Source organism: Neobacillus vireti, from assembly GCF_036962465.1.
GTDB lineage: Bacteria > Bacillota > Bacilli > Bacillales > Cytobacillaceae > Neobacillus > Neobacillus vireti_B.
In genome coordinates this window covers 303,253-329,858 of the sequence record NZ_JBALNF010000013.1, presented here as the reverse complement: position 1 = coordinate 329,858, position 26,606 = coordinate 303,253, and the positions used below count along the sequence as shown (strand labels likewise).

General features: G+C 39.4%; 31 protein-coding genes, 1 other RNA gene, 1 pseudogene and 1 riboswitch. Of the genes and pseudogenes, 9 read left to right on the top strand and 24 right to left on the bottom strand.

Annotated features, from left to right (window positions below):
* Nucleotides 1-30: 30 nt before the first annotated feature.
* Nucleotides 31-201 carry a hypothetical protein gene (locus tag V7077_RS06480; protein ID WP_335499572.1) on the bottom strand — a complete coding sequence of 57 codons (171 nt, stop codon included), beginning with the start codon at nt 199-201 and terminating at the stop codon, nt 31-33.
* 368 nt (nt 202-569) lie between these two features.
* On the opposite strand from V7077_RS06480, the gene acpP reads away from it, so the two are divergent.
* Nucleotides 570-797: an acyl carrier protein gene (gene acpP / locus V7077_RS06475; protein WP_335499571.1), complete on the top strand. Its 228-nt coding sequence runs from the start codon at nt 570-572 to the stop codon at nt 795-797.
* Between the two features lie 76 nt (nt 798-873).
* Here the strand turns inward: acpP and V7077_RS06470 are convergent, their stop codons facing one another.
* From V7077_RS06470 to V7077_RS06455, 4 genes are all read right to left on the bottom strand, one after another.
* Nucleotides 874-2,475, bottom strand: a complete 1,602-nt coding sequence (locus V7077_RS06470; RefSeq protein WP_335499569.1) for a glucose PTS transporter subunit IIA — start codon at nt 2,473-2,475, stop codon at nt 874-876.
* A gap of 226 nt (nt 2,476-2,701) precedes the next feature.
* Nucleotides 2,702-3,010 (bottom strand): hypothetical protein, encoded by a 309-nt coding sequence (locus tag V7077_RS06465; protein WP_335499567.1) that lies wholly within the window; start codon nt 3,008-3,010, stop codon nt 2,702-2,704.
* A gap of 183 nt (nt 3,011-3,193) precedes the next feature.
* Nucleotides 3,194-3,484, bottom strand: a complete 291-nt coding sequence (locus V7077_RS06460; RefSeq protein WP_335499565.1) for a hypothetical protein — start codon at nt 3,482-3,484, stop codon at nt 3,194-3,196.
* Between the two features lie 85 nt (nt 3,485-3,569).
* Complete coding sequence (locus V7077_RS06455) at nt 3,570-4,109, bottom strand: hypothetical protein (RefSeq protein ID WP_335499563.1); 540 nt, start codon at nt 4,107-4,109, stop codon at nt 3,570-3,572.
* 147 nt (nt 4,110-4,256) lie between these two features.
* Between V7077_RS06455 and ffs the strand changes: the two genes are divergently transcribed.
* An RNA gene (gene ffs / locus V7077_RS06450) (signal recognition particle sRNA large type) lies at nt 4,257-4,522 on the top strand.
* A gap of 126 nt (nt 4,523-4,648) precedes the next feature.
* Here ffs and V7077_RS06445 read toward each other — a convergent pair.
* From V7077_RS06445 to V7077_RS06420, 5 genes are all read right to left on the bottom strand, one after another.
* Nucleotides 4,649-4,777 (bottom strand): hypothetical protein, encoded by a 129-nt coding sequence (locus V7077_RS06445; protein WP_275677591.1) that lies wholly within the window; start codon nt 4,775-4,777, stop codon nt 4,649-4,651.
* A gap of 200 nt (nt 4,778-4,977) precedes the next feature.
* On the bottom strand, nt 4,978-5,802 hold the full coding sequence (locus tag V7077_RS06440) for an aldo/keto reductase (protein WP_335499560.1): 825 nt from the start codon (nt 5,800-5,802) through the stop codon (nt 4,978-4,980).
* 28 nt (nt 5,803-5,830) lie between these two features.
* Entirely contained in the window at nt 5,831-6,862 is a 1,032-nt protein-coding gene (locus V7077_RS06435) for an NADH:flavin oxidoreductase/NADH oxidase (RefSeq protein WP_335499557.1), read from the bottom strand.
* Nucleotides 6,863-7,115: 253 nt separating this feature from the next.
* On the bottom strand, nt 7,116-7,562 hold the full coding sequence (locus tag V7077_RS06430; RefSeq protein WP_335499556.1) for a MarR family winged helix-turn-helix transcriptional regulator: 447 nt from the start codon (nt 7,560-7,562) through the stop codon (nt 7,116-7,118).
* Nucleotides 7,563-8,124: 562 nt separating this feature from the next.
* Nucleotides 8,125-8,307, bottom strand: a complete 183-nt coding sequence (locus V7077_RS06420) for a hypothetical protein (protein WP_335499553.1) — start codon at nt 8,305-8,307, stop codon at nt 8,125-8,127.
* A 156-nt stretch (nt 8,308-8,463) separates the two neighbouring features.
* A riboswitch (TPP riboswitch) is annotated at nt 8,464-8,578 on the top strand.
* A 130-nt stretch (nt 8,579-8,708) separates the two neighbouring features.
* On the opposite strand from V7077_RS06420, the gene thiC reads away from it, so the two are divergent.
* Complete coding sequence (gene thiC / locus V7077_RS06415; RefSeq protein WP_335499551.1) at nt 8,709-10,493, top strand: phosphomethylpyrimidine synthase ThiC; 1,785 nt, start codon at nt 8,709-8,711, stop codon at nt 10,491-10,493.
* Nucleotides 10,494-10,565: 72 nt separating this feature from the next.
* Here the strand turns inward: thiC and V7077_RS06410 are convergent.
* Nucleotides 10,566-10,848, bottom strand: a pseudogene (locus tag V7077_RS06410) (aldo/keto reductase); the annotation flags it as partial.
* A gap of 101 nt (nt 10,849-10,949) precedes the next feature.
* Between V7077_RS06410 and V7077_RS06405 the strand changes: the two are divergent.
* On the top strand, nt 10,950-11,102 hold the full coding sequence (locus V7077_RS06405) for a lmo0937 family membrane protein (protein WP_215047546.1): 153 nt from the start codon (nt 10,950-10,952) through the stop codon (nt 11,100-11,102).
* Nucleotides 11,103-11,218: 116 nt separating this feature from the next.
* On the opposite strand, the gene V7077_RS06400 is transcribed toward V7077_RS06405, so the two are convergent.
* The 3 genes from V7077_RS06400 to V7077_RS06390 form a co-directional block, all read right to left on the bottom strand.
* Nucleotides 11,219-11,704, bottom strand: coding sequence for a C40 family peptidase (locus V7077_RS06400; RefSeq protein ID WP_335499546.1), 486 nt, complete (start codon nt 11,702-11,704; stop codon nt 11,219-11,221).
* Between the two features lie 214 nt (nt 11,705-11,918).
* Nucleotides 11,919-13,496 carry a phytoene desaturase family protein gene (locus tag V7077_RS06395; protein ID WP_335499543.1) on the bottom strand — a complete coding sequence of 526 codons (1,578 nt, stop codon included), beginning with the start codon at nt 13,494-13,496 and terminating at the stop codon, nt 11,919-11,921.
* Between the two features lie 218 nt (nt 13,497-13,714).
* Nucleotides 13,715-13,987, bottom strand: coding sequence for a hypothetical protein (locus V7077_RS06390; RefSeq protein WP_335499540.1), 273 nt, complete (start codon nt 13,985-13,987; stop codon nt 13,715-13,717).
* 193 nt (nt 13,988-14,180) lie between these two features.
* Between V7077_RS06390 and V7077_RS06385 the strand changes: the two genes are divergently transcribed.
* Nucleotides 14,181-14,999: a cobalamin-binding protein gene (locus V7077_RS06385; RefSeq protein ID WP_335499537.1), complete on the top strand. Its 819-nt coding sequence runs from the start codon at nt 14,181-14,183 to the stop codon at nt 14,997-14,999.
* Between the two features lie 70 nt (nt 15,000-15,069).
* Here V7077_RS06385 and V7077_RS06380 read toward each other — a convergent pair whose 3' ends face one another.
* From V7077_RS06380 to V7077_RS06365, 4 genes are all read right to left on the bottom strand, one after another.
* Nucleotides 15,070-15,879, bottom strand: coding sequence for an LCP family protein (locus V7077_RS06380; protein ID WP_420489616.1), 810 nt, complete (start codon nt 15,877-15,879; stop codon nt 15,070-15,072).
* Nucleotides 15,880-16,334: 455 nt separating this feature from the next.
* Nucleotides 16,335-16,943, bottom strand: coding sequence for an NUDIX hydrolase (locus V7077_RS06375; RefSeq protein ID WP_335499530.1), 609 nt, complete (start codon nt 16,941-16,943; stop codon nt 16,335-16,337).
* A gap of 21 nt (nt 16,944-16,964) precedes the next feature.
* Complete coding sequence (locus tag V7077_RS06370) at nt 16,965-17,732, bottom strand: TSUP family transporter (protein WP_335499527.1); 768 nt, start codon at nt 17,730-17,732, stop codon at nt 16,965-16,967.
* Nucleotides 17,733-17,976: 244 nt separating this feature from the next.
* On the bottom strand, nt 17,977-18,210 hold the full coding sequence (locus V7077_RS06365) for a hypothetical protein (protein ID WP_335499525.1): 234 nt from the start codon (nt 18,208-18,210) through the stop codon (nt 17,977-17,979).
* A gap of 393 nt (nt 18,211-18,603) precedes the next feature.
* Between V7077_RS06365 and V7077_RS06360 the strand changes: the two genes are divergently transcribed.
* Both V7077_RS06360 and V7077_RS06355 read left to right on the top strand, forming a co-directional pair.
* Entirely contained in the window at nt 18,604-18,825 is a 222-nt protein-coding gene (locus V7077_RS06360) for a hypothetical protein (protein WP_215047557.1), read from the top strand.
* Between the two features lie 68 nt (nt 18,826-18,893).
* Nucleotides 18,894-19,052: a hypothetical protein gene (locus V7077_RS06355; protein WP_335499520.1), complete on the top strand. Its 159-nt coding sequence runs from the start codon at nt 18,894-18,896 to the stop codon at nt 19,050-19,052.
* Between the two features lie 56 nt (nt 19,053-19,108).
* On the opposite strand, the gene V7077_RS06350 is transcribed toward V7077_RS06355, so the two are convergent.
* Nucleotides 19,109-20,149: a threonine aldolase family protein gene (locus tag V7077_RS06350; protein WP_335499517.1), complete on the bottom strand. Its 1,041-nt coding sequence runs from the start codon at nt 20,147-20,149 to the stop codon at nt 19,109-19,111.
* 194 nt (nt 20,150-20,343) lie between these two features.
* On the opposite strand from V7077_RS06350, the gene V7077_RS06345 reads away from it, so the two are divergent.
* Nucleotides 20,344-21,186 (top strand): YhcN/YlaJ family sporulation lipoprotein, encoded by an 843-nt coding sequence (locus V7077_RS06345; protein ID WP_335499514.1) that lies wholly within the window; start codon nt 20,344-20,346, stop codon nt 21,184-21,186.
* Nucleotides 21,187-21,250: 64 nt separating this feature from the next.
* Here the strand turns inward: V7077_RS06345 and V7077_RS06340 are convergent, their stop codons facing one another.
* From V7077_RS06340 to V7077_RS06320, 5 genes are all read right to left on the bottom strand, one after another.
* Nucleotides 21,251-22,255: a DUF3231 family protein gene (locus tag V7077_RS06340; protein ID WP_335499511.1), complete on the bottom strand. Its 1,005-nt coding sequence runs from the start codon at nt 22,253-22,255 to the stop codon at nt 21,251-21,253.
* A 25-nt stretch (nt 22,256-22,280) separates the two neighbouring features.
* The gene (locus tag V7077_RS06335; RefSeq protein WP_335499508.1) at nt 22,281-22,730 is read right to left on the bottom strand and encodes a hypothetical protein; all 450 of its coding nucleotides are present in this window, start codon (nt 22,728-22,730) and stop codon (nt 22,281-22,283) included.
* Nucleotides 22,731-22,846: 116 nt separating this feature from the next.
* Entirely contained in the window at nt 22,847-23,314 is a 468-nt protein-coding gene (locus V7077_RS06330; protein ID WP_335499505.1) for a CoxG family protein, read from the bottom strand.
* A gap of 175 nt (nt 23,315-23,489) precedes the next feature.
* Nucleotides 23,490-24,920, bottom strand: coding sequence for an amino acid permease (locus V7077_RS06325; RefSeq protein WP_335499502.1), 1,431 nt, complete (start codon nt 24,918-24,920; stop codon nt 23,490-23,492).
* Between the two features lie 220 nt (nt 24,921-25,140).
* Nucleotides 25,141-25,323 (bottom strand): Fur-regulated basic protein FbpA, encoded by a 183-nt coding sequence (locus V7077_RS06320; protein WP_335499499.1) that lies wholly within the window; start codon nt 25,321-25,323, stop codon nt 25,141-25,143.
* 258 nt (nt 25,324-25,581) lie between these two features.
* Between V7077_RS06320 and V7077_RS06315 the strand changes: the two genes are divergently transcribed.
* Nucleotides 25,582-26,499 carry an MBL fold metallo-hydrolase gene (locus V7077_RS06315; protein ID WP_335499497.1) on the top strand — a complete coding sequence of 306 codons (918 nt, stop codon included), beginning with the start codon at nt 25,582-25,584 and terminating at the stop codon, nt 26,497-26,499.
* Nucleotides 26,500-26,606 lie beyond the last annotated feature (107 nt).

Genomic DNA, 26,606 nt, shown 5'->3' with positions numbered 1-26,606 from the left:
TCCTCAAGATTTTTCTTTTTTAACAACATGTTAGTGAAATTCCGTAAAAGTATCTACGCTTTCATCATTTTGCTCCATTTGATGAATTTTTTCACGAGTGTATTTATTAGAGTATACCAATAATATAAGCATCATACCTAAGCATCCGCTAATAATTAACAAGAAATACTGAAACCAAACACCGAAATCTAGAATTTCCATTCAACTTCCTCCCTTTCATTATAAATTTCATTGTGCCTTCTACTCCGTTCTACCCATGACTTCAGAGACTAAGCTTAAAGGTAGTTCATTTTGTAAAGTATATACCCGAATACTAGTGAATCAATCATCTAATTTCACTCTTTGATCAATAAAAAAACTTTCAAAAGACGGTCTCCCTTATGACTTTCATGCACTCCTTCATATAGATAGAAACTTTTCCCAATCTTCATTTTAAATATTCCCTCTACTACTACTACCATTGATTTTCCCTTTTTCCTTCATCCTATTTATTGTCAATTATTTTATGTTTCACCTTCCTAATTTGACTGTTATAATTGTGCTTATGATCTATTTAGGAGGATTCCGCCATGACTACATTTGAAAAGTTAAAGCCAATTATTGCAGACCAACTGGGTGTCAAAATGGAGAATATCAGACCAGAAGCATCTTTCAAAGATGATTTCGAAGCTGACTCACTTGATATGGTGAACCTGACCATGGAAATTGAAGATGAATTTGCGATTGAGATTAGTGACAAAATCGCTGCAAAGCTTCAAACAGTCGGAGATGTCGTAAACTATATTCAAAACCGATAATACAAAAAGAGCATCGAATGGATGCTCTTTTTGTATATAGCTGTAAGGTACAGCCTTTATTCTCTTATCGCATAACTTATACAAAAAGCTTGATTAATTCATCATTTGCTGTGACTTTTCCGTCACGGGCTGGCATCACATCTAAATATTGATTGGTATTAGTAATGACAACAGGTGTTTTTACATCATAGCCTGCAGCCTTAATATTTTCTATCTCAAATTCAATCAGCAAGTCACCACGCTTTACTTCATCCCATTGTTTTACATGTGAAGTGAAAAATTCACCCTTTAAGTTAATGGTATTCACTCCCACAATAATTAGGATTTCTGCTCCACCTTCTGAGGTAATCCCAATGGCATGATCGGTTGGAAATAAAGTCGTAACGACTCCATCAACAGGTGCTAGCACTTCACCCTTTGTTGGATCGATCGCGATCCCTTTTCCTACCGTCTCCGTAGAAAAAAGAGGATCAGAAATTTTGCTTAATGGAACAATTTCTCCGCTTAATGGACTTACAATGGTTTCCCTTTGTACATTGGAGATTCCAAATTCTTTAACCGTTTTAGCAGCAACGGTGTCGTTCTTCCCTTCATACCCTAAGAAAAGTGTCAAGACTAAAGCTATCACTAAAGCTCCTAACGTACCAATCAAATATAATCCGACCGGTGTAAAAACTGGAATGGACAAGAAGCTTGGGAGGGCAAATCCAGTCCCTTTTACCCCAAATGCCCCGTTAATCGCTCCGCCAATTGCCCCAGCTATGGCAACAATTAACATGGTTCGCTTGTAGCGTATTAAGAGGCCGTATGTAATGATTTCTGTTGTCCCTGCTAAGGCACCTGGCACAAGCCCTGATCCAGCGAGCGTTTTCAAGTCTTTATCTCGTGTCTTGAAGAATATCCCAAGTGCCATCCCCATTTGAGCAAAAGGGGCTGCAGCAACCATCGGGCTAAGTGGATCTAACCCTTTCGATGCAAGATTGGCCAGAAATATTGGAATAACCGCCCAGTGAAGGCCTAATATCGTTAAAAATGACCATGCAGCGCCCATCACTGCACCAGTTAACATGCCGCTTCTTGCACTTAAAAATTGAATGAGGACTGCCAATACCTCCCCAACATATGTACCAAATGGACCAAAAATAAGGACTGTCAAAGGAACAATCACTATTAATGAAACAAGTGGATTAACAAACATTTGTAAGTCTTTATAGATTATTCGTTTTAGGAGCTGATTTAATAAGGAATAAATAGATACGGCAATCAAAATCGGAAAAACGGTCGAAGAATAATTTGTCAATATCACTGGGACTCCTAAGAACTCCACATTTTGGGCTTTTGCTGCCACCAAATCCATATAATGCGGCTCTAATAGTGCAGCACCAATCGCACCGCCGACATAGCCATTGGCTCCAAGCTTTGTCGCTAATGTAATCCCTAAAAAAACAGGAAAGAAGTAAAAAATAGCATGCCCAGCTGCAGAAAATATCGCATAGGTACCACTTTCATGAGATAACCATCCTAATGTGATTAAAATCGATAATAAGGCCGTAATTAGTCCGGATCCAGCAAGCACCCCTAAAATAGGCGCAAAACTCCCACTGACTGTTCCTAAAATTTTATTCATTACGGTTTCTTTCTTTTCTACAGTCCCGTCACTTGTATTGATTGCGTTCATGTTGTGTTCTCCTTGCTCGTAGTTTTGCGGTTGGGTTCACAGCTAATAATGCTCCCTGAATCCATTAAGCTTTCCTAACCCTTTCGATTATTTTTAACCATAAAGAACACAACCATTCTCCAATCACATTTATAAAAGTTTATAAAATATCGCCTTTTCCTTCATTAAACCTTAAACATAAAAAAGGAGATACCGAAGTAGTATCTCCTTTAATAAAATATAGGAATTATTGGTAAGATGGTTCTACCGCCTTTTTGTTTCTCAACTCATTATTTACATACTTTCTGCTCTTATACAAAAATTGAATTAACTCTGTCCTCGTTAATTCCTTTTCACAGTCATCACAATAATCCAACCCTTTACCATGAATCGTCCATTTCTCTCCGTCCGGATAAAACATTAATGTCCAATCTCCGTTTCGGGTATGATCTTGGAATATAAAATAATGTTTGTTCCCCTGTTGATCAAATTCAGCGAGGTCTAAGAAGTTCTCTAGAAAACACTCAATATCTTTCTTGGATACTATCAATTTCATATTTCCCTCTACCTACCTTTTCTTTTTCTATTTATTTTAACATAATCTGCTAAAAGTCTGTTAGAGGGATGTTTCTTTCTTTTCGATCGGAAGGATAAGTAAAAGAGTAACTTTCCCCTTATTAAGGTGTCTCATTCCAATATGATTTGATTTGTTTGCAATACGAAAAATTCAAAAATAAAATTAGAACCGATGATGAAAGTCATCCTGTCCATTGGTTAAGAGGTTGGCCAGGATAGCAGAGTTTTCTTGATCCGCATCATATTGAATCACATCGTCATATTCAAAAGTTTGGAACGCATCAGGAAAATGATCACTCATGTACTGAACAAAAGTTTCTATGTTTTCTACACCATTTTGACGGAATTCCATCATGATGGAACGGAACTGATGTGGGGGAATGGCGCATTTGATATGAAAAGATTTTGTGAATCCAAAATCTTGAGAGCTGTATAAATTGTATGTAAATGACATAACGATCATCTTCCTTCTTCCATTATCTTTGTTATGTTCTCACAATTAAAATTTTTGTTGGACAAGTGAATGGAACTTATTTTTTCTATACTTCATCCACAGATAATACATCGGCAATGAGAAGAGACTCTTTTGAAAACAGGCAAAACAGGTCTGCTGAATCACTTTGAAGTTTTGTGTTTCGGACGATAAAGCCATCATATCCTTGTTTTAAAAGATGTTTCCGAAATTTATCATTGGCCTCTTCTTTATTTAATAGCGTTGCTGAATCTTGCCAAGTAAGGTTCTTCTTATTTGCTGCAAAATAATCACAATAAAGGTCCCGATCCCTCATAAACGATTCAAAGGATTCATATTCCTTTAAATTTGGTTCATCAATAAACACTCTGTAGATAAAGCCCTGTATGGGTTTATCATATTGCACGACTTTGGGCTCCCCATCGTCCCAAAACTCAGTTTTTGATTTTTCGATAACAGTCTCGGTTCCAAATGCAAAAGGTTTCGCTGCCTTTATATCCGACACAAACCAAAATCCAATTGTATCAATATCGTTTGGTAATTGTGGGATTGTTGTTATATGTGTAAAGTGGTCGAATTTTCTTAAGGAACCATGATAAACAATCATAAGCAAACCCTCTTTTTTAGATTACCCAGATTTTATTGAATCATTTAAGGAGATAATCAAACAAATGTAATTTACTTGGAAAAAACAGGTCATTTTTACAGAGAAAGTATAATGTTATTTTTTCAAAGCGAATGTATAATTAATGTATCGTGCTAGACGGGGAGGTAGCGGTGCCCTGTACTCGCAATCCGCTCCAGCGGGGTTGAATTCCTTTTTTAGGTTAATTCGCTGTAAGGTCAGTCCAAAAAAAGAAATGTTGACGTCTTGGTCCTTCGCAATGGGAATCCATGAACTATGTCAGGTCCGGAAGGAAGCAGCATTAAGTGGACGCTCTCATGTGCCGAGGGGTTGCCTGGGCTGAGTTATCTTTTTTTCGCAACGCTTACGGTGATTAATCGACAGAAGGTGCACGGTTACATATATAATTGAAAACTCATCCAAACTGGATGAGTTTTTTTGCTTAGCTAAGGGTAAAGATTTTGGATCTCCAGATCGAATATCGGCTCAGTTAAAATAGGCCCGGTTTATGAACCCTATTTTTACTGGTTATGATTTTGTTGGGATTTTATCGCTAATTTTTCAAGTCCATTTTCTCGGTCAAATTCTACATCCGCTACAGGTGCACCTTTTTTATTTTTAGAAAATCTGCTTTTTTTGTTTTTAGCCATTTTGACACCTCATAATTGTTTGTTTTATTTCAACAAGGATGCTTTAATATTTTCTTTACAGGCACCCATACTTTAGTTTTGCTTTCAAACGGCTAAGCTATTCGATTATCTTTGATGACATTAGAAAATGACGTGGACTGAAGCACACGTCATTTTTCTTACGTCTTTTATTTAAATATTTGTTAGCTGGCCCATTCTCCCTATCGAACATTCATCTCGTTCGGATTTGGTCCTTTACGTCGATTGCGATTGATCTGATTGATTTCATTCATTTCTTCAGCAGTTAGTTCGAAATCAAAAACTTGGAAGTTTTCTTCAATTCTTGATGGTGTAACCGACTTTGGAATGACAATCGTTTTGTTTTGTAAATGCCAGCGTAAAACCGTTTGAGCTGGTGACTTATCATGGGATTTAGCAATTCGTTGAACCACTTCATCTTGGAGCACTTCTCCACCCTGATCCAGCGGGCTCCAAGCTTCTACATAAATATTATGCTTTGCACAAAACTCTTTTAATTCATTTTGGGCAAGGTACGGATGGCATTCCACCTGGTTTAGCACCGGTACAACTTCACATTCTTTTAAAAGGCGCTCTAAGTGTTCAACTTCAAAATTACACACACCGATCGCTTTTACTCGGCCATCATGATAAAGCTTCTCTAATGCTTTATAGGTATCCACATACTGATCAAATTGCGGAGTAGGCCAATGAATCAAGTATAGATCGACATAGTCTAGTCCTAATCTTTCCAGGCTTTCATCAAACGCTCGAAGTGTATTTTCGTATCCTTGATCACTATTCCAGACTTTTGTCGTAATAAATAATTCTTCACGGGAAACAGATGTTTCTTTAATTGCTTTTCCGACGCCTTTTTCATTTTGATAGATCATCGCCGTATCGATAGAGCGGTAGCCTACTTCAATTGCCGTTTTAACTGCCGTTGCTGCTTGATCGTCTTCAACCTGCCACACACCATAACCAAGCTGCGGCATTTTCAAACCGTTGTTTAATGTAACAAAATTCATGTTCTTGACTCCCTTTCATGTTATCGTTCTAGCGAGTTGGGAATCCTGGAGTATACTGTCTTGGGACTTCTGTGTCTTTCCGGAGAGCTGATGCCGCTTCTAAGGTCCAATAAGGATTTCTTAACATTCCTCTTCCAACTGCCACAAGGTCCGCGTCTTCGTTGCCAATCACAGCGTTTGCCAATCCCGGTTCATCTAGTCTTCCTACAGCGATTACAGGGACATTAAGTGCTTCCTTAATGGCTCTAGCTAATGGGACTTGGTACGCAACGTGTGTTCCAGGTCTTCCGGCCGCAGCAATTGGTCCTTCTCCTCCAGCACTAACATGGAACATATCTACTCCTGCCTGCTGATAAACTCTGGAAAATTCTATCGCTTCCTCGATTCCATAACCGCCTTCTACGTATTCTCTACCAGAAATGCGCATGATTAATGGCATATTTTCAGGCATTTCACTTTTTACCGCCTTGATGACTTCTTTGCCAAATTTGGTTAAATCCTGTCCGTACTCATCTGTTCGTTTATTAGTGTAAGCTGAAGTAAATTGATGAATCAGGTATCCGTGTGCACCATGAAGTTCGATTACATCAAAGCCGGCTTTGACCGCCCGCTGTACTGCTAATCGGAATTTTTCTACCATTTTGGTTATTTCTTCTGTAGATAAGGCTCTTGGAGTTTTCGATTTTTCGTCAAATGCAATCGCAGAAGGAGCCACAGGTACTTCAGCGTCTTCCGCTTTTCTTCCCGCATGTGCTATCTGAATTCCGACTTTCGCTCCATATTGATGGCAGGCGTCTACAATCCGTTTTAAAGGAGCAATATGATCGTCTGACCATAAACCTAAATCATAATCAGTAATACGGCCGTCTGGTTCCACATCCGTCATTTCAATAATAATTAAGCCGGCTCCGCCAATCGCGCGGCTAACGTAATGTACATAATGCCAATCTGTCGCTAGTCCATCTTTATTGGTAACCGAGTATTGACACATCGGCGGCATGACGACGCGATTTTTCAATTGCAGTCCGTTTAACTGGTAAGGTGTAAATAAATGATCCATGTGAACACTCCTTCAATCGATTAGCATTTCGATGGAAAAGGTTTTGATTTAAAAAGTAAGACGACAAGGTTAGCGTCTACTTTTTTCGCAAGATTAAACAACCTTTTCACGTCAAAAATACTAAGTTTTAAGTCACATTATTAAAATGTATGTGCATGCATATAAATTAACATACGCCAAATCCACACGTCAAGAAAGATGTTTTCCACAAAAAATGGGACCAAGCAACCCGGCTTTTTTAACAATCCGGATTCTACTTCGTCCCATTACCTTTTAATTGATTTATTAGTTGTTGTAATTCTTCTATTACCATATCTTTAGAAAAGGTCTTTTCGAGAGTTTCATGAAACGTGACCATTGCCTTAGTAAGCTTTTCTTCTCCTTCAGGTGTTAAGGAAGTGTAAATCGCTCTGCGGTCATCTACACAAACGTTTCTTTTTAATACACCACAGTCCCTTGCTTCAAATCGGCTTACTAACCGAGACATGGCGCTTTGACTTAAACCGACCAAGGTCTGTAACTGCTGTAGTTTTAACTTCTTTTCAGGTGCTTCATTCAAAAATAAGAGAACGTAAAACTCGTTCAGTGATAATTGATGCTTCTGTTGAAGACTGCTTTCTAACTCATTTGTAATATTCATTTGTAAATTGGAGAATGATAACCAATTGGTTATTAATTGTTTTGCGTGAATGGATTCCATCTGTACCACCTATTCTGGGTTTTCCAAAAGGCAATTATGCCTTGTAGATATTATTGATATAATCTGTCATTCCCCTTTATACTACCAAGTAATCAAATTGCTAGTCAATTATACCTGTTGGATTCATCATTTTTTAAAAATGAAACATTACCGCTGGATAAAAGAGTATCGAGCTCTGTTGGACATTCTTTACGTGCAATATTGTTATTACCTATCAATCAGATTATTATCTTTTGTACTCTTCTAAAAAGAAAGCATCATCGCAAGTTAGTGTTCAGTTACACCTGTTTTTATTGAGGAATACGCTTTGATTTGAATGTATCATAAAAACGGTCCTTATGAACCACCATAAGGACCATTTTTTCTGGAAGTACCCACTATTTTAATATAGGTTTTTTCGATTATGAGTTGCTTCTTGGTATGAATAGGCCAATTTGATTAATGTTGGCTCATCAAATGCTTTTCCTAGCATTTCCATCCCGATTGGGAGGCCATTATCGCTGAAACCGGCAGGAATGGAGATGGCTGAAAAGCCTGAAAATGGACTTAACCGATTGGCATTTCACTCATGCCGTTCATGATTCTTCATAATTTGGTTTACTAAGTTTTGGGTTGCATCTTGTGACAATGGCGCTGTATTTTCAATCGCCGGCTGGACGTAGTTTAATGCTGATTGATGAATGTTTTTAAATATCTTTATTTTATTTTCTGGATCGTTCAGATTTGGAATACTTTCGTTCATCATCCATTCCTCCATTGTTAAATTCGCTTCTTATTTTCTATTTAATTTTGAAATGTATACACTAACTGTTAACTCTAGTAAAATAGGCTCAAATTACTAAATTTTATAAATTTTGATTTGATTCTAGCAACTTCTCTTGTATACTAAAAAAAGTTAAATAAACATAACTAGGGGAGTCCAATAGTTTGGGCTGAGAGAGAAACACGCTTAAGTTTCTTGACCCTTTGGACCTGATCTGGATCATACCAGCGTGGGGAAGTTGACCAATCATCTTTATTAAGATTAACTTCTGCACATATAGCCGGGTCCGTCCTTTTATGGACCCGGCTTTTTTATGTGCTTATATTCCCCATTCATGTTCTAGAACTCGTCCTTTTCAATTTTAATAAAGGGAGAGATTATCAATGGTAACAACCTCATTAAATGAAAAAAACATTTCCATCATGTCAAGCTTTTCAGGCAGTAAAAAAGTTTATGTAGAAGGTTCAAGAACTGATATTAAAGTTCCTATGCGAGAAATTGAACTAAGTCCGACAACAAGTACCTTTGGAGAGGAAGCGAATCCCCCAGTACGGGTGTATGATACAAGCGGCCCATATACGGATTCAAATTATTCCGTAGACATCACAAAGGGCCTTCCTGCTCTTCGAAGTACTTGGATCCAAGAACGATCTGACGTTGAAGAATATAATGGCCGTGAAATCAAACCAGAAGATAATGGATATCAGGATCTACATGACCCGAGGGCTAATCATAAAGTATTTCCTGGGTTAAAGCGTAAACCATTAAGAGCGAAAAAAGGGAAAAATGTGACACAGCTCCATTATGCAAAAAAAGGAATTATTACACCTGAAATGGAATTCATCGCCATCAGGGAAAATATGAAGCCTGATTTTGTTCGTGATGAAGTAGCTAGAGGCCGGGCGATTATCCCTTCTAATATCAACCATCCAGAGACAGAACCGATGATCATCGGACGCCATTTTCATGTAAAGATAAATGCCAACATTGGGAATTCGGCGGTTTCCTCATCAATTGAAGAAGAAGTGGAAAAAATGACGTGGGCCACTCGCTGGGGCGCCGACACAATCATGGATCTTTCTACAGGGAAAAACATCCACACAACTCGTGAATGGATTATTCGAAACTCAGCCGTTCCTGTTGGTACGGTTCCGATTTATCAAGCACTTGAAAAAGTGAACGGAATTGCCGAAGATCTAACTTGGGAAGTTTTCCGTGATACTTTAATTGAGCAGGCTGAACAAGGTGTCGATTACTTTACCATCCATGCCGGTGTCCTCTTACGATATGTTCCGTTAACAGCGAAACGGTTAACCGGAATTGTCTCACGTGGCGGATCGATTATGGCCCAATGGTGTTTACACCATCATGAAGAAAACTTTTTATATACTCACTTTGAAGAGATCTGTGAAATTATGAAATCATATGATGTGGCCTTCTCATTAGGAGACGGTTTACGTCCAGGTTCTATTGCCGATGCAAATGACGAAGCACAATTTGCGGAATTAGAAACACTAGGAGAATTAACGCAGATTGCTTGGGAACATGACGTACAGGTAATGGTAGAAGGTCCAGGACATGTACCGATGCACCTCATTAAAGAGAACATGGATAAACAACTAGAAATTTGTAAGGAAGCGCCCTTCTATACACTGGGACCTCTTACAACGGATATTGCTCCCGGATATGATCATATAACCTCTGCGATTGGAGCTGCGATGATTGGCTGGTTTGGTACCGCTATGCTATGTTATGTGACTCCAAAAGAACACCTTGGCCTACCAAATAGAGACGATGTTCGCGAAGGAGTTATTACGTACAAGATTGCTGCACATGCGGCAGATTTAGCTAAAGGGCATCCCGGTGCACAAATTAGAGATGATGCTTTATCTAAAGCTCGGTTTGAATTCCGTTGGAGAGATCAATTTAATTTATCATTGGATCCTGAACGTGCATTAGAGTATCATGATGAAACACTGCCTGCTGAAGGAGCAAAAACAGCTCATTTCTGCTCCATGTGCGGACCCAAATTTTGCAGCATGAGAATCTCGCATGATATTCGGAACGCTGCAAAAGAAAACCAACTTGATCAGAACCAAGAAATAGAAAAAGGAATGAAGGAAAAAGCCGAAGAGTTTAGAAAATCTGGTGGAAACATCTATAACTGAATACATGAGCAAGGGTGAGCAAGGGGACGGTTCTTGTGCTTCCTTAGAAGCATGAGAACCGTCCCTTTGCTTCTAGAATTCTTCGTATGTAGCTGTGTCTTGATTGTTGATTCTTCCATCTGGGTGAGTTAATCCTGAAATTAAGTTCATTTCTGTATCATTTAAGGAAAAATCAAAAATAGAAATATTTTCAAGCTGCCGTTGCGGTGATGCAGATTTAGGAATGGAAATGCCCCCCGAGTTGATAGTGCCATCGTAAAATAATCTGTGAAATCGATTTATGATGATGTTCGGCAATTTGTTGAAGAGTGTCATTTTGTAATACTTCATTTGCCCGCGCTAATGGACTCCAAGATTAATTGAAGTAAAAAGATAGCTCGACTAACGGGTGATTTACTTTTTTGAAAAATGGGTATGATACATATCAAACCATTTCTTTAGAAAGAAGGGATATTAATGATTTGGACAATTGTTGGGTTATTACTATTATTCTGGGTACTTGGGCTTGTATTCCACATAGCCGGAGGTCTTATACACCTTCTATTAGTAGTAGCGGCCGTGGTCATAATCTTTAAATTTATTACAGGCAGAACGAAGAATCGAGCCTAAAGAACAAAATGTTGAAATCACGGGGGACGGTTCTTGTGCTTCTTTCAGAAGCATGAGAACCGTCCCCGTGATTCTTACAAAAGAGCTGCCACAAGTGCAGCTCTTTTCTGTTGCAGCTATTCTGTTAATACTCTTTTCGCACCAACATATCGGTCTTTCCAATACTTTAACGTTAACGATTGAATCGAGACACCCTTTGAGGTGGCCGCGATAAATTTATTATTTCCTAGATAAATCCCGACAAAAGAAATATCTTTTCCATTAGTGTTAAAAAAGACTAAGTCCCCTTCTTTTAGGTTGCCCTTTACTACGGACTTTCCAAGTTTGTATTGATCCTTCGAAGAATGTGGAAGCTTTAGTTTTGCAGCAGACTTATAAAAAATATATTGTGTATACCCAGAAGCATCAAATCCTGTTGGAGTAGCACCAGCCCATTTAAAGGGTGTCCCCACATATCGTTTAGCCACAGCGGTTACTTCCTGCCCCCAGGAGGTTGATGCTTCCGCCTTGTGTAAAAAAGGAGTGAACAATAACGCCACTACTAATGCCATAGATGTGAATCCTGTTAATACCCATTTTGGTAACCGTAAACTTTGAATCATTTTGATAGCCCCCAATTAATGTCAATTTGTTGATCAACATTTATTTAGACCTTAAGAGGAATGTTTTAGTTTCAATACTTTAAAAAGTTTCACTCGACAAAGTATTTTACATACTTTGACACTTTTTTCTGCAAAAGAAATGTTGAAAAATGAAAAACCCTATTTCCATAATCGGAAATAGAGTCTCTTGATCCCTTATCCATTCCAGAAAGGATTACTGAGCCAGCAGCTTCTGTGCGACTATATAGCCCGAGCCGCCATTCACTCCATGTCCTGGCCAGGTTGCGGCACCGAGCATAAAGACATTTGGAATGGCGGTCTGATGACCAGGCTGCCCTGGAAGGGGTCTAAACAGATAGCTCTGCGCCAAATCATGTGCCCCGCCATATGGGTCCCCAGGTCCTGCATTTGGGTTAAACCTTGCGATTGTATCAGGTGTAACAACATATTTACCAATAATCGCACTAGGTATGTTCGGAATATGTCTGCTCACTACATCTAGTACCCGTTCAGTAAACCGCTCTGTTAAATCATGGTTCCAGGTTCCGTTCCCCGTGTCAATTTGATTTGCCGCATCCCCGCGTGGACGGATTGGCACTTCCAATACTTGAAGCCGCATGATTGCTTTGCCTTCCGGGGCACGAGTTGGGTCAAGATTTGTCGAGCAGTCAACCGTGAATGTTGGTTTAGCAGGCAGCAAATCCGCCATCCCTTGAGCAATCGCCAGTGTAAATCCGTCCAAACCGTCCGTTAAATGCGGCTGACCAACACGATGAAATCGTTCGTCTGGCCATTGTGGCGGTTCGCTAAGAGCTAAATGAATCTGCACACAGCCCCGGCCATACCGGAACTTTTCTGCTTGGGCACGAAGTGGCGGTAAAATTTCTGTATCCTTTAAGAGAGAGAGATAAAGTTGATCAGGTGTAGTCGTGGCTACCACAGCCTGTCTAGCAAAGAATTTTCTACCCTTAGCTGTCCGAACACCCACTGCTCTCCCATTTTCCACTAGAATTCGCTCAACCAGAGATTCCGTTACAATCTCACCACCCTGATCCTTTATTAGTTGGACCAAAGCATGAACCAGTTTTTCACTGCCGCCCTCCGGAGTTGGCATTCCGCCGCCCATCAGTGCCATCGTCGTCAATGGCACCCAAATACCACTCCCGACTTCATCTGGCGTTCGCCCCAGATGTGTGACCCACGATGCGAGCATTGCCCTTGTTACCGGTGATTTAAGGGAATTAACGGTATGACGAGCTGTTGTGACAAGAGATGCCGCAAAAGGTGAATAACCTGCTCCACCCTCTTCATGTAACAAGCTCTTAATAACAGCAGAAGCCTCAGAGCTTGATAGATCCATGTTAAATAAGCCGAATATATCATTCACATAAGGATTTATCTGTTCAAACATGGCCGCTAAAGCCGTACCATCACCAGGTGCAAGCCTTTCTGCTTCTTCCATGAGTGCTGCAAATGAAGTCGGCAGGACCGCTGTCTGTCCGTCCTCCATCGATACCCCAGTAGGCAAATCCGTATTTAAATAGGTTAGTCCCCTCTTTTCTAGGTCCTCTCTAAGTTCAGCATACGCAGGACCCGTGGTAAAAAGCGGATGTGCTGCTGCAAAAACATCGTGCTTGAAGCCGGGTAATGTCAATTCTTCAGTACGCAGAAAACCGCCTGGACGATCATTCTTCTCTAACACTAGCACACTGCGGCCTGCGCGGGTTAAATAGGCCGCTGCTATTAACGCATTATGGCCGCTTCCAACGATTATCACATCATATTTTCCCACCAATATCTCTCCTCCATATAGCTTATAGCCAAGTTATACGTAAAAAGATATTCTTGTATTTGGATATTAAGTACTAATTCTAGTTTAAACTTATTAGATATTTCGTTCTATGTAGTTCTTGAAATGGCACCTAAAAAAGAAGAAGAGAGGAACCATCCTTAAAGACGTTCCCCTCTTCTAGTCAGACCCTATAAGCTTTAGTAATTGATCTTGTATATTTATTTAACTTCTTCCCAGTAATATTGAATAGCTTCTTTCCTAACTACCTCTGGACATTCAACTTCCTCTTCCCAGTGGTCGTAGTTGTTCTCCCCATTCACATGTTGTATATCAACACTATAATATTTATCTTGGTATTTAAAAATAATCACGACCATCTCAGAATACCCTGCATCATCATGTCCAAGCTCTTGGACAAATTCTAGTCCATAACTTTGATGGTTTTTTCGTTCGGCAACAGAATCTAGTAGAATATTTTTAGGAAACTTCATTTTTTTTACTGGCTCCTTCATATTATATACGTTTTTTACTACATAATAAAATCACATTATAGGGTCGATTGCAAGGGAAAATTTGTGACTCTTTTTCCAGACAGGATTAATGGAAAATTAATCTTGATTATATCCAAAGCGAAAAAGGTTTTATTATAATAGTTACTAAGATTTTATAGATAGGGGATCGCATATGAAATTGATTTCGATTTGTCCGAGCAATACCGAATTAGTAGCTTATTTAGGGTTAACATCATCCTTAATCGGGATAGATAATTTTTCTGACTGGCCCGAAGCAATCAATGGTTTACCAAGGCTGGGACCAGATTTGTCCATAGATATGGATAAATTAGAAAAGTTACAGCCTGATTTGGTTTTAGCCTCCCTTTCCGTTCCAGGGATGGAACGCAATATTTCAGAAATGGAAAAACGTCAGATCCCATATGTCATCGTTCCGAATCCACAAACCTTGCAAGAGGTAGCAGACTGTCTTTTGTTTGTCGGAAGAGCAACCAATACCGATGATAAAGCTCACCACCTTTATGAAAGATTTACGCGTATTCTTCAAACCTACGACTCTTTAAGCCTGCAAGTAAAAACACCAAAAACACTTTATTGGGAATGGTGGGCAAAGCCCATATTCACTCCAGGTGCTGGGAACTGGTTGACCGAAATGAGCAGGCTTGCCGGTGGGTTAAATATTTTTGAAGATCATTCTGAAGCAAGTGTCCAAACAGATTGGGATGATGTAAAAAGCAGAAATCCAGAAGTTATCTGCATTGTATGGGTAGGTGTTCAGAAAAAGCAAGTAAACCCAAAGGTCATCCTCAAACGTCCAGGTTGGTGGCAAATGAACGCTATTAAAAACAGACAACTCTATATTCTCGATGAACCTCTTTTTTGCAGGCCATCCCCCCGCCTATTAAACGGGTTGGCCAGAATTGGACATTTCCTTCATCCTGACATTTATCCACAGTTAAACGAACATCACGACTTGTTAATGAATTCTTGACCGAATCGGAATAGCTGGATCACAAAAAAACACTTACTCGTGGTAAGTGTTTTTTTAAAATCTGTTCCATTTACGATGCTAAAAATTTATTTATAGCCGACTGGTTTTCATCCAAGTTGACGCGGAGAACTGCTCCAATACCATCAAATGTTTCATTTCTAAAAGAACCATCCACTGGAATACGTATGGTTTTTATGTCACCGGATTGTTTGGTTAGTACATCTTTACCCAAAGAAAACATCGTTGATTTATCTAAATTGGTATCCACATATGAACCAACAACACCCATTATTTTAGGAAGTTTTACCAAGGTCCCAACACTTAAGGCTTCATCCTTCAGTTTGCCAATGACTTCCTGCTGTCGTTGCACACGACCAAAGTCACTGAGGTTATCATGTCTAAAGCGGACATATCCCAATAACTTATCACCATGTAAAACTTGCTCTCCTGACTCTATGACCATGCCAATCCCTGAGGACATTTCATGTGGTACATCTACCTTAATTCCATCAGGTGCTACGATATCTACAATCTTCGAAAATCCTTTAAAATCAACTACTGCATAATAGTTTACATCAATATTAAAATTATCTTTAATCGTTTTTCTTAGTAATTCTGGCCCGCCAAATGCATACGCAGCATTAAGCTTTTGCTTTCCATGACCAGGGATATCGACATACGTATCTCTCATGATTGAAATTAACTTAGCTTTATGAGTGTTTTGATCGTAATGAGCAATCATGATGGAATCCGTTCTGGAATGCTCTTCTCCCCGGGAGTCACTTCCTAACAGGAGGACATTTATTTTTCCAAACTTCACTTCTTCGCCATTAAAGGCATACGCTTTTTTTGAATTATTGTTGCCATCCTTACCGAGCATAACTCCTTGAGTATACTCATAAGCACTATACGCACCCACCCCAATGATCATTAAAAGGAATAAAAACATAAAAACTCTTTTCCATTTAACTTTTCTTCTACGACGCATTCTCTCCATGGTACACCTTCTATCATTATTATAGTATATTATTCTGAAAAAATTTCATTTTTAGGAAACTATCAAACTAGTGATGATTTATTTTCATAAAAGGACAACTTATATTTCCTAGCTTTAAAATATACTGATTTGTGGCTAATTTGTCAATTTTTCATTTGTCCTAGCCAGATTAGCCTATATTCCTGCCATTAAAAGATTCCATTCTCAATCCGTTAACTATATACCTCCATTATACATCCCTAAACCATAATGATTGGTGAATCCAATATGGAATTTTATTTAATTTCAAGAAAATGAGAGTGTTTCCTTTTGAACACTCCCCATTGTTCGTATTTATTTTATTTATTCTCACCTATTTTTTCAATAATGGTTTGATAGTATCCAGTTGGATGAGGAACAAATTGTGCTCGTCCAACGAGCTGATCAATCAAGTGCTTACTTCCATCTGCCTTTATTTCATACCCAGTCACTCGAATCACATCTTTGGACCCAGCCCAGAGCTGACGGAAGTCGTTAAAATCGACTTTTACTATCCCTGCCACTTCTTCTTTTTGAAGATGAAAGTCTTCGATCTCCACATGGCATTTATATAAAAATACGTTTGCTATTTCATTATCGACATAAGTTCCCTGAATCGAGCAATACTCAATGATTCCAAGTGGCTGCAGCTCTTCAAAGATAACATCGACACCTAGTTCCTCTTTCACTTCACGGACACCATCTGCTGCCGTTTCATTGGCTAATAGGTGACCCGCAGCAGTGATATCGAACAAGGACGGATTCTCTTTTTTTTCTTCACTGCGAAGCTGTAGCAGGAGGTCATTATTGCTAACAAACCAACAATGGAACACTTCGTGCCAATATCCCTTTTTATGTACCTCTTCGCGGCTAGCCACACCTATTTCATTTCGCGCTTGGTCGAATATTTTTAATTGTTCCGTCTCCATCCTGGTCCCTCCTGCTTCTTGTTAATGAAGATAATCATATGTATTTTTCGCCAGCAATAAAAAGGTCACGACGATGAACAAAGCCCGGACATAACCACTTCCCCGTCTGATCGCAAATTGCGAGCCGCAGATGGCCCCAGCGAATTGGGCAATCCCCATCCATATACCATAAGCATAATTGATATGCCCTAAATACATGAACATCAACAGTGCGGCAACATTACTGCCAAAATTTAAAAACTTGGCATTTCCTGCTGCTTTTAAAAAGTCAAAACCAACCATTAAAAAAGCAAATATTAAAAATGAACCAGTTCCTGGGCCAATAAACCCATCATAGAATCCAATCGCAAAAATAAGGATCAGAAAAATAGTTAAATGGCGAATGGATAATTTCTTATTGGTGGTGACACTTCCCCAGTCCTTTTTGAAAATGGTATAGATCGCCACGGCCGCCAGCATAATCAGCATCAAAGGCTTCAAAATTTCAGGATTCATCAAATGAACTGTCCACGCACCAATCATCGAGCCAATAAACGTTAATGGAAATAGCTTATATACGGACTTAATATCAAGCTTTCCTGAGCGGTAGAACATAATCGTACTCGTTAATGAGCCGATGGTTCCCGCTAATTTATTGGTGGCCACTGCTGCCGCGGGGGACAATCCTGTAAATAGTAAAGCTGGTAAAGCAATCAGTCCGCCGCCGCCGACAACTGAATCGATAAATGCGGCTAAAAAGCCAAATACAATTAAAATAACTAATAAGGATGGATCTAAATCAAATGGCATCTAATCACACTTTCTTATATAACTATAGAAATAGTAGCTAAGATTTTCATGATTGTAAATAGTCCTTGTTAAGTTTCCGTGCTTTACTTGTACTGATGCGCTTGTTTATACAAATGGAGGAAGGGATGATTACTTTATAACTAAAAGACTCTTTCTGCCAAAAAAGTTGCTCCTATTATGGAACAACTTTTTTCACCTGAACAGCTTGTCCTTTGTAAATTCAGTTGAGTTTTTGTCAATTTCCTTATTTCTGGTTAAACAGGTTTTTTAGCATGTCAGATAAAGATGATGTTGGCTGATTGGCAGGTGTTGCATATTTATCTTTTAATGATTGAAAAGCTTCATTTTGGCTTTTCTTTAGATTTTCTCTAAATTTATTTTTCCGACGTTTTTTTGCCTGCGCATCAAGCATATTCTTAAATTGCTGCTGGTTTAATTTCTGGAGCTGGTCCATCCATTCTTTGTTTGGATCACTCATTCTAATCCCTTCTTCCACTATGTTTTTGTACTAGTACTATCCAATGAAGGAGTGCTAAATTTCGAAACACTACCTCCATTAAAAAGCCGGCACTCATATAGTTGAACTCTTGTAGCTTAGCTTGTCCATGCTGTACAATACCTGTCCAGTTCATAATGAGGCATAGAATAATATATGGGGAATTTTATTGGTTGGTTTGGATTATTTCCCTATTGTTATTTCTAAATAATTAAATTGTCGGATGCCTATCATACACCGCCTGGAGGCATACCCTAATACAAAAAATACTTTTTTGCTAATTTTTAAGGAACATGGTCTCTAATTTTACAATAATCATATATTTAGATGAGGATTTATTTCTAACCCATTCTATATGAAAATAGGTGAGACCATATGTTTGCCGTTCATTTTTTTGAAAACAAAAACCTCTTGTTAAGCCAGCTCCTTCAACGGGTCCCTTCCGTCGGGGAAGAATTAAAAATAAAAGGCAAAAAAGGAACAATTTCAAGCGTTACCAATGTGGAAGAAAATAAGTTTCATGTCCAAGTGGTCTTAGAAAAAGTCACAAAAGGCAAAAATGCCGTTGCTGACCTGTCCAAGAAGAAAAAACGGTAAAATTATACGGGTTTCAGTCCAGCCCCTCTTTTTATAAAAAAATACCCTTTAAAAAGGACTGATTCCTTATGAGTCATGACAAAACTCCTTTGAATGATGATTCGCTGGAAGATCGCCTCGAAAAAATTATCCAGAAAGAGAAGGAAAAACTGGATAGTCTCGAGCAAAAATTAACTGAATTAATGAACAAACTGGAGAAGTACTCAAAAAAAGATAAACAGCCATAATAAAAACCATCCATTTTTATAAAATAGATGGTTTTTTTCTATTGACAAATAATCGTTTACACGGATAAAATGCTAGCTAATTTTTTTAGTTCCTCAATAAAGCCAACAACCTCTTCCTCTTTCGTTGCCCACGAAGTCACTAATCGAATCGCCGAATGATCCTTATCGACTTTTTCCCAAACATGAAACGAATACTTCTTCTCCAACTCAGCAATTACTGCATTAGGTAAAATCGGAAAAATTTGATTCGACGGAGAATTTGTCAAAAACTTTACACCCGCTTGTTTGAGTGCCTCATTCAGGATCCCAGCCATCCGATTGGCATGATCCGCCAGATCAAAAAATAATTGATCCCGGAACAATTCAAGAAATTGGATTCCGACTAATCTTCCCTTCGCCAAGAGCGCCCCTTTTTGCTTAATATGATAACGAAAATCTTCTTTAAGCGACTCACGGCAAATCACCAAAGCCTCGCCCAACAACGCCCCATTCTTCGTTCCGCCGATATAAAAAGCATCAACAAGGTTAGGCAAATCACTTATAAGAAGATCATTTTCCTTTGAACAAAGCGCAGACCCAAGTCTTGCCCCGTCCATATATAAAATAAGATTCTTTTCACGACAAAAATCACTTAACGCCTGCAGCTCTTCTTTTTTATAAATAGAGCCGATTTCCGTCGAATTGGATATGTATACAAGCTTTGGTTTCACCATATGTTCATCAGGATGACCTTCTAGCACCGCTTGCACACCTGCTGGTGTTAGTTTCCCATCCATACTCTCAACAGAAAGAACCTTATGCCCTGTTGCCTCAATCGCCCCCGTCTCGTGTCCGAGAATATGACCACTACTAACAGAAATCGCCGCCTCATGTGGTCTTAAAAATGCCGAAATAGCTGTCAGATTAGTTTGCGTCCCGCCTGTTAATAAATGTATATCTACGTCAGACCGTCCCAGTTTTTTCTTAATCAGCTCGATTGCCTGTAAAGAATAGTGGTCTTCCCCATATCCCTCTTCTTGAACTAAATTGGTTTCCATTATGGCCTTTAGGATTTGTGGATGTGCTCCCTCACTGTAGTCATTCTTAAAGCTGTACATTTTCAGTTCCCCCGTTTTTAATTTACCATTTTCATTACACCCTTTATCCTACCATAATCCGACAATTCAAGTGAATCCCTGCTCCCCTAAGTGAGAATGGTCATATCAATATTTTCCTCTGTCTGCCCTCGAATAGTTCCCTTCATATAGGTGACGATATATATGTACCACATTATTTTTAGGGAGTGAAGTTCTTGAAAAAAGGTTTAGTCACTTTCGTATTAGCTTCTACCCTCGTTGGTTTAACTGGCTGTGCTGATAATGCAACTAAAAACAACCTAAGAAATGACATGAACACCAATAGACTTGATGTTCGCAACGTAAGGGACGATAACAATAACCGCCTGCGTGTTGAAAATGTGGATACTCACAACTTACGCTACTCAAACCGTGCAGGTCGAGCTGTTGAGAAACTGCAAGAAGTGGATTTAGCACATGTTATCATCCGAAACAATGACGCTTATGTTGCCGTCCGCTTAAAAAATAATCGATTCCAAACGGGAACCGGCACTAGAGGAACCACTGGTACCAATAATAATTTAGGTACTACTGGAACAAACGGGCGTGACAACCACCTGACAGCACGAGGTGCTGGAACTGGTCTGAACGGAAACTATCCTAGTACAACCGGTGTGAACGCGCTCGACAATACAGGTACTGGCTTAAACCCGGGTGCTGGTGGGGCTTCGAACACACGTGGCACAATTGGAATTCGCGGCACCGATAATAACAACCGCGTTACAGGCACCATGAACAACAACAATAATACTTTTACCGGAACAAATGACGGTACTGCTGGAACAAATGATGGCACTACTGGTACGAACTACCGTAGTGTGTCTTCACCTCTTGATCAACGAATTGCAGATCAAGTGCGTACAGCAGATAAGAGCATCCACCGTGTCTATATCTCATATGATCGTGACTTCTTCCGTCAAATGACCAACTATTCAACTGATTTGAACACAAAAGGCCGTAACCGAAACAATAACCTCTGGAACGACTTTAACAATACTGTTAAAAACATCTTCCGTTAAGCGGTAAAAGGAAGCATTGCTTTTCCTCAATGGGAAATGGCAATGCTTCTTTTGTTGACAAATTTTACTGATTCATTAATTGATCCTTGTCATCTGCTTGCGGAGGTTCCTCCATCCAGCCATTTTTAATTAAAATATTGGCACCGTCTTCCGCATACAAGGCAATTTCCGGAATCAAAGAGGCATACCGAAAGGCGAGATCTTTCCTGGGACTTGTAGACATTGCCATTCCATAGTTTCCAACTCCAGCAGCAATCATCGCTGATGTCATAAACATTATTAACTTATCTGAAAATATCGATGAGGTAGAATCCATGACAGCTGCATCCCAGCTCATCGGAGCGGGTAGATCTTCTTTCATTAGGAAATCGCTAAAGATACTCATGTGTTTCTGAGCAATTTGTTTGCCCCTTTTCAGGAACTGCTTGACCTCCTCACTCTTGGCGATTTGGCCAAACCCGGTAATTAATGCTTTTCCAATCGCATTGGTTTGCACGTTCAAAAACAAATGAGTAATCTCAATCGAGGTCAACGCTCTTTTTTTACCAAGAATTCCGTTTATAAATTGCTGTTTCTCAACAAAATCTACTTTATCAGGTGTTGAAATAAACGGTGGTCTAATATAAGTCCCTTGTTTTAACATTAAATGGCGCGTTAGGTCTTGTAATTTAACCGCCGCTTGTAAAACACGTTTATGAAAGGATACTACATCTTCTCGTGTAACTATTCCCAAGGCAGCACTGCTTGCGGCCATGGCAAGAATGGACATTTGTCTTAAATACATCAGCACGAACGTATCGGAAAACAGTTTTGGAGCTTCCGGCAATACATCCTTGTCCGTAAAGCCGAATGGTATGGGAAAGGCTTCTTTTTTAAAAAAATCCTGGAGAAATTCAACATGAATTTTCGCTTCTGTTAAAGTGAATTCAATAATGGTTCGTACCTCTGGATCAGTAGCTTTTTCTAAAAAGTGGCTATTCACACAAATAGCAGAGGTATCATTTATGTATTGAGACCATAAAGTCGACATTTCTGCGGCCGTCAGACGGATTTCTGATTGACCTTCCATTTTGGAACCCTCCTCACACTATGAACTATCTTTTTTCTTTTAAAAACTGAAAGCCGTAAAGCAGCATTGACTTAATAAAAAAGAGGATTGAAAGCTGATATTTCTTCAATTGAATCAAGGATCCGATTCTAATTTTTTCTAAGAAACTTACGAATGGATAGGTAAAAGCTGTATCAATGACAAGATTGGTTATGGTATAAATCCAAAACTTCCCATAGGTGAATTTTAAGATCCACATGGAACCAATTAAAAAAGGGCCCCATATAAACGGGAATTCTCCCATTGTGGCCGGACTTAATTTTTCATAAAAATACCACCAACGTCTCTTCTTCGCAATCACACTTTCCATTCTTACAACTAAAGCAATAAAAAGGCATGCCGGCCAAAATCTCTTGACTGTTTTCTTTCCTAATAACGGAATGGAAAACCAAGGTAGAATAAACATGATAAGTAAAAATAATTTGGATTGTTTCACTAATAAGTGCCTCCAATTAATTCTTCTAAGGTTATGTTTTCCAAGCAGGGGTATAAATATGAATGGTTGTACATTATTTCCAGAAAAACAAAAAGAGCGATTTTCCAACCGCTCCGTCATCTGTTTCTTTTTTTCACTTCATACAGTTTTCGCTTGATTTCTTTTTCCAGCTGCAGGAAAAAGTTTTCTACTCCCTTGGTAGCGCCAGAATCTAAAAGCCTCTTCCCTGCTAATCCTAGTGCCCCCGATACCTCACCTGTTGCTTTACAGGTTAAGTAGGTTACACTTTGGTTTTCTTTGAATTTAAGCAGAGCAGTACCATTCATTTGTCCCAGACTGCCATTCCCGTTGATCTTAAGCCGTAATAACGCTGGCGATTTTTCTTCTGCAAGGTGAATGTCTAATTTCAAAAGATCTTGGATGGGTCCCATATTGATTTCCATTTCACCCCTGTAAACGCCAGGTGAGATCTCCGAAAATGACCTGCATCCCGATAGTGAATTCTTTAGAACCTTTTCATTTTTAATATACTTCCAAACCAGCGATCTAGGTAATCCGAAACGATACTGGTATTCAATTTCCACCGTTTCTCCTCCAATAACCAGCAGATTCTTGCAAACCAAACTTACTTATTATTCTTATTCATGGATGGGCAATTTTGTTAAAAGAAATCGGCAGGATTGTAACAGGTCGCAAAAAAAGCTGACTCGAATCGTCGTATGTAACGACTTACCCGAGTCAGCCCTTTTTCGGCAGAACTTATTTTTCTTTATCTTCTTCTTGATTTGGGGTCATTTCCTCCGAGAATTCTGTTAATAAGCTTGGTTTGGGTTGAATTCGTTTCCTGGTTTCCTGTTTATTCTCGGTACTAGATCGATATCTCATCACAAAATAAATAACGGCAAACAAGACCACCATGATAATCCCCGACACAAGTCCTATCCCTTGTCCTGGAATTAACGGCATACTCAAAAGAACAATGATTAAGCTAATCAAAGCAATATAGGAGGTATAAGGAAAGCCCTTAACTTGACAGTCCCCATCAGGCGGACATCCCACCCTTTTGCGAAACCGGATATGGCTGGCCATAATGACGGCGTACGTAAAAATTAATGTAAAACCACTGGTGCTAATCAAGACTAAATATACTCTGGGAAACAACAAACCAAATCCTAGTCCTAAGAGCATCGCGAGGCCTGAAAAAAGTATGCCTCGATAAGGTACATCTCTAGTATCTTTAAGCAATTGCGGTGCATGTCCCTCATCAACTAATGAACGAATCATTCTGCCAAGCCCAAAGATTGCAGCCAGCATTGCAGACAAACTCGCCGAAATCAAAACCAAATTGAGGGCCGAACCTGCCCAGCCAATTCCCCATCGATCTAGTGATGCCACCATCGGACTAACGGTTTCATTTAGAGCCGCAGTCGGAATCAGAGGAAGAAGCACAGCTGCATAAAGGATGTACAAACCAACTAAAGAAAACACGGTATACCGAATTGCCTTCGGAATAGTTTTGCGGGGATCCCTGGCTTCTGAAGCAGCTAAACCAATGATTTCAAAACCAGCATAAGCAAAAACCACCAGCAGCATACTACCGGCAATACCTTTAATCCCGCCTGGCATTATTGACTCTCTTGCTAACTCCCCCACACCGACCGCTCTTGTACCCGGAAGCAGGCCTGCGATTAACACAATTGCTGTAAGGATAAAAAACACTATGGCAAAGATTTTTACTCCAGACAGTCCGCTGACAATTTTCCCGAACTTGTCTGCACCTAATAAATTGACTAGTGTCACCCCAATAATGAGGATGCTTCCAAAAATAGCAATCGATAAATGGGGAAACCATGCGCGAAGCAGAATGGTTATGGCTGTAGCTTCACTTGACATCGATAAAATAGTACCTGTCCAGTACAACCAGCCTACAACAAAGCCGAATCCCGAACCAAGTTCTCGCGCCGCGAAATTACTAAACGATCCGACAGTAGGATTGGCAACCGTCATTTCGGACAAAGCATATAAGATTAAATAAACAAGGACGCCTGCTAAAATATAGGACAATAAAATAGACGGCCCAGCTGCATGAATGGCAACGGATGATCCTAAAAAGAAGGACCCTCCAATGACGCTTCCTAAGGCCATCATTGTTAACTGCCACGCGGACAGTCCTTTGCTTTTTGTCTCCATTAATCGTTCTCCCATACTCTAAATTTTTGTAAACAACAGATAAGGATATTATTTGCTGCGGTTCACCATTTGATTCTGGAAAGTAACGATTTGGACCTTTGTGGTGAAACGTAGAATGACAAACCACACTTTTATTCGATTAAAGCCAACGAAAAGAAACCGCTCAGGTTTCTCCCCTTAGCGGCTCCCTTTTCTTGCTTATGTTTGAATTAGCTGAATGTTACATATAAGTATGCTGGCTGAGCTCATTTTCCATGCCAATGTTCACGTATTCTTTCTCTAATTCACTCAGCGTCATTTCGTACAAATGCTTATTTTTAATCTTATACACCCCTGATTGGATTAAATGATCAATCAAAATTTGTCTTTTATCGTGGACAGCTTCCTGAAGTAATCCGCTCACCTGAGAAAACCTCCATTCATAGACTGTTATTTTTGACCTTCTGCCCTTAATTATAAATAGTCCTATTTTAGAATATTGTCGAATCGGCACCTGTGCAGAAACTTTAACCTTATTTTAATGAACGCAACATTTTTTCAACATGGACATAATGTTTTTCGCTATATATAACGTGATTGTTACAATGTTAATTTTTGATGGTTGAACGAATAATTGCTATACTCGTTTTAAGTCCAAACTCTCGAGAGATCAAGGTGAAGAATGATGATGAGATACCGAAACCTAGATGGTGTTGAAAATAAAAAAACATTTAAAGACATGCGAAAGTGGCAAAAAGAAAGAAAAACCAAGGTAAAAGATTTAACAAATCATATTGAACAGTCACCTGTAAAAAAGATAACAGAAATCAACGAAAACAGGAGCAAAACTACCTATACCTGGATCGGTCATTCTACCTTTTTAATCCAGCTAAATGGAATCAATATTTTAACTGACCCCGTTTGGGCCAGGCGGATGGGCTTTCAGAAGAGATTAACAGCACCTGGCATTGCATTAGAGGATATGCCAGAAATTGATGTAGTGGTGATTTCGCATGGCCACTATGATCATTTAGATTTTCCAACGTTAAAGAAATTAAACGGCAACCCTCATTATTATGTCCCAGATGGTTTAAAATCACTCTTTTTAAAAAAAGGTTATCAAAAAGTAACTGAACTGAACTGGTGGGAAAGTGCTGAACATCAGGATATTTCCATTCACTTCGTCCCTGCTCAGCACTGGACAAGAAGGTCCTTGAATGATATGAATACCTCCCATTGGGGCGGATGGATTTTTCAAAATAAGGAAGAAACCCTTTATTTCGTTGGCGATACCGGCTATTTTAGCGGCTTTAAACAAATTGCTGATCGTTTTGAAATTGACACGGTGTTTATGCCAATTGGTGCCTACGAACCGGAATGGTTTATGGCCGTATCGCACATTAATCCTGAGGATAGCGTCAAGGCCTTCCTTGAGTTGCGAGCGAAAACCTTTGTTCCCATGCATTACGGCGCCTATCGCTTAGCGGACGATACAGGACCGGAAGCATTAACACGTTTATACCGCGCATGGGAAAAACAGCAGCTGCCCCAAGAACAATTAAAGGTCCTATTACTAGGTGAAACGTTTGGATCGTTTTAAAGAAGAGCTGTTTGTCTGACAGCCAGTAAGAAGTTGACAACATTAGTTCACGTAAAAGATAATCTAAAAATAGGCTATGTAAAGGTTATTGTTGATTGGAGCGGAAG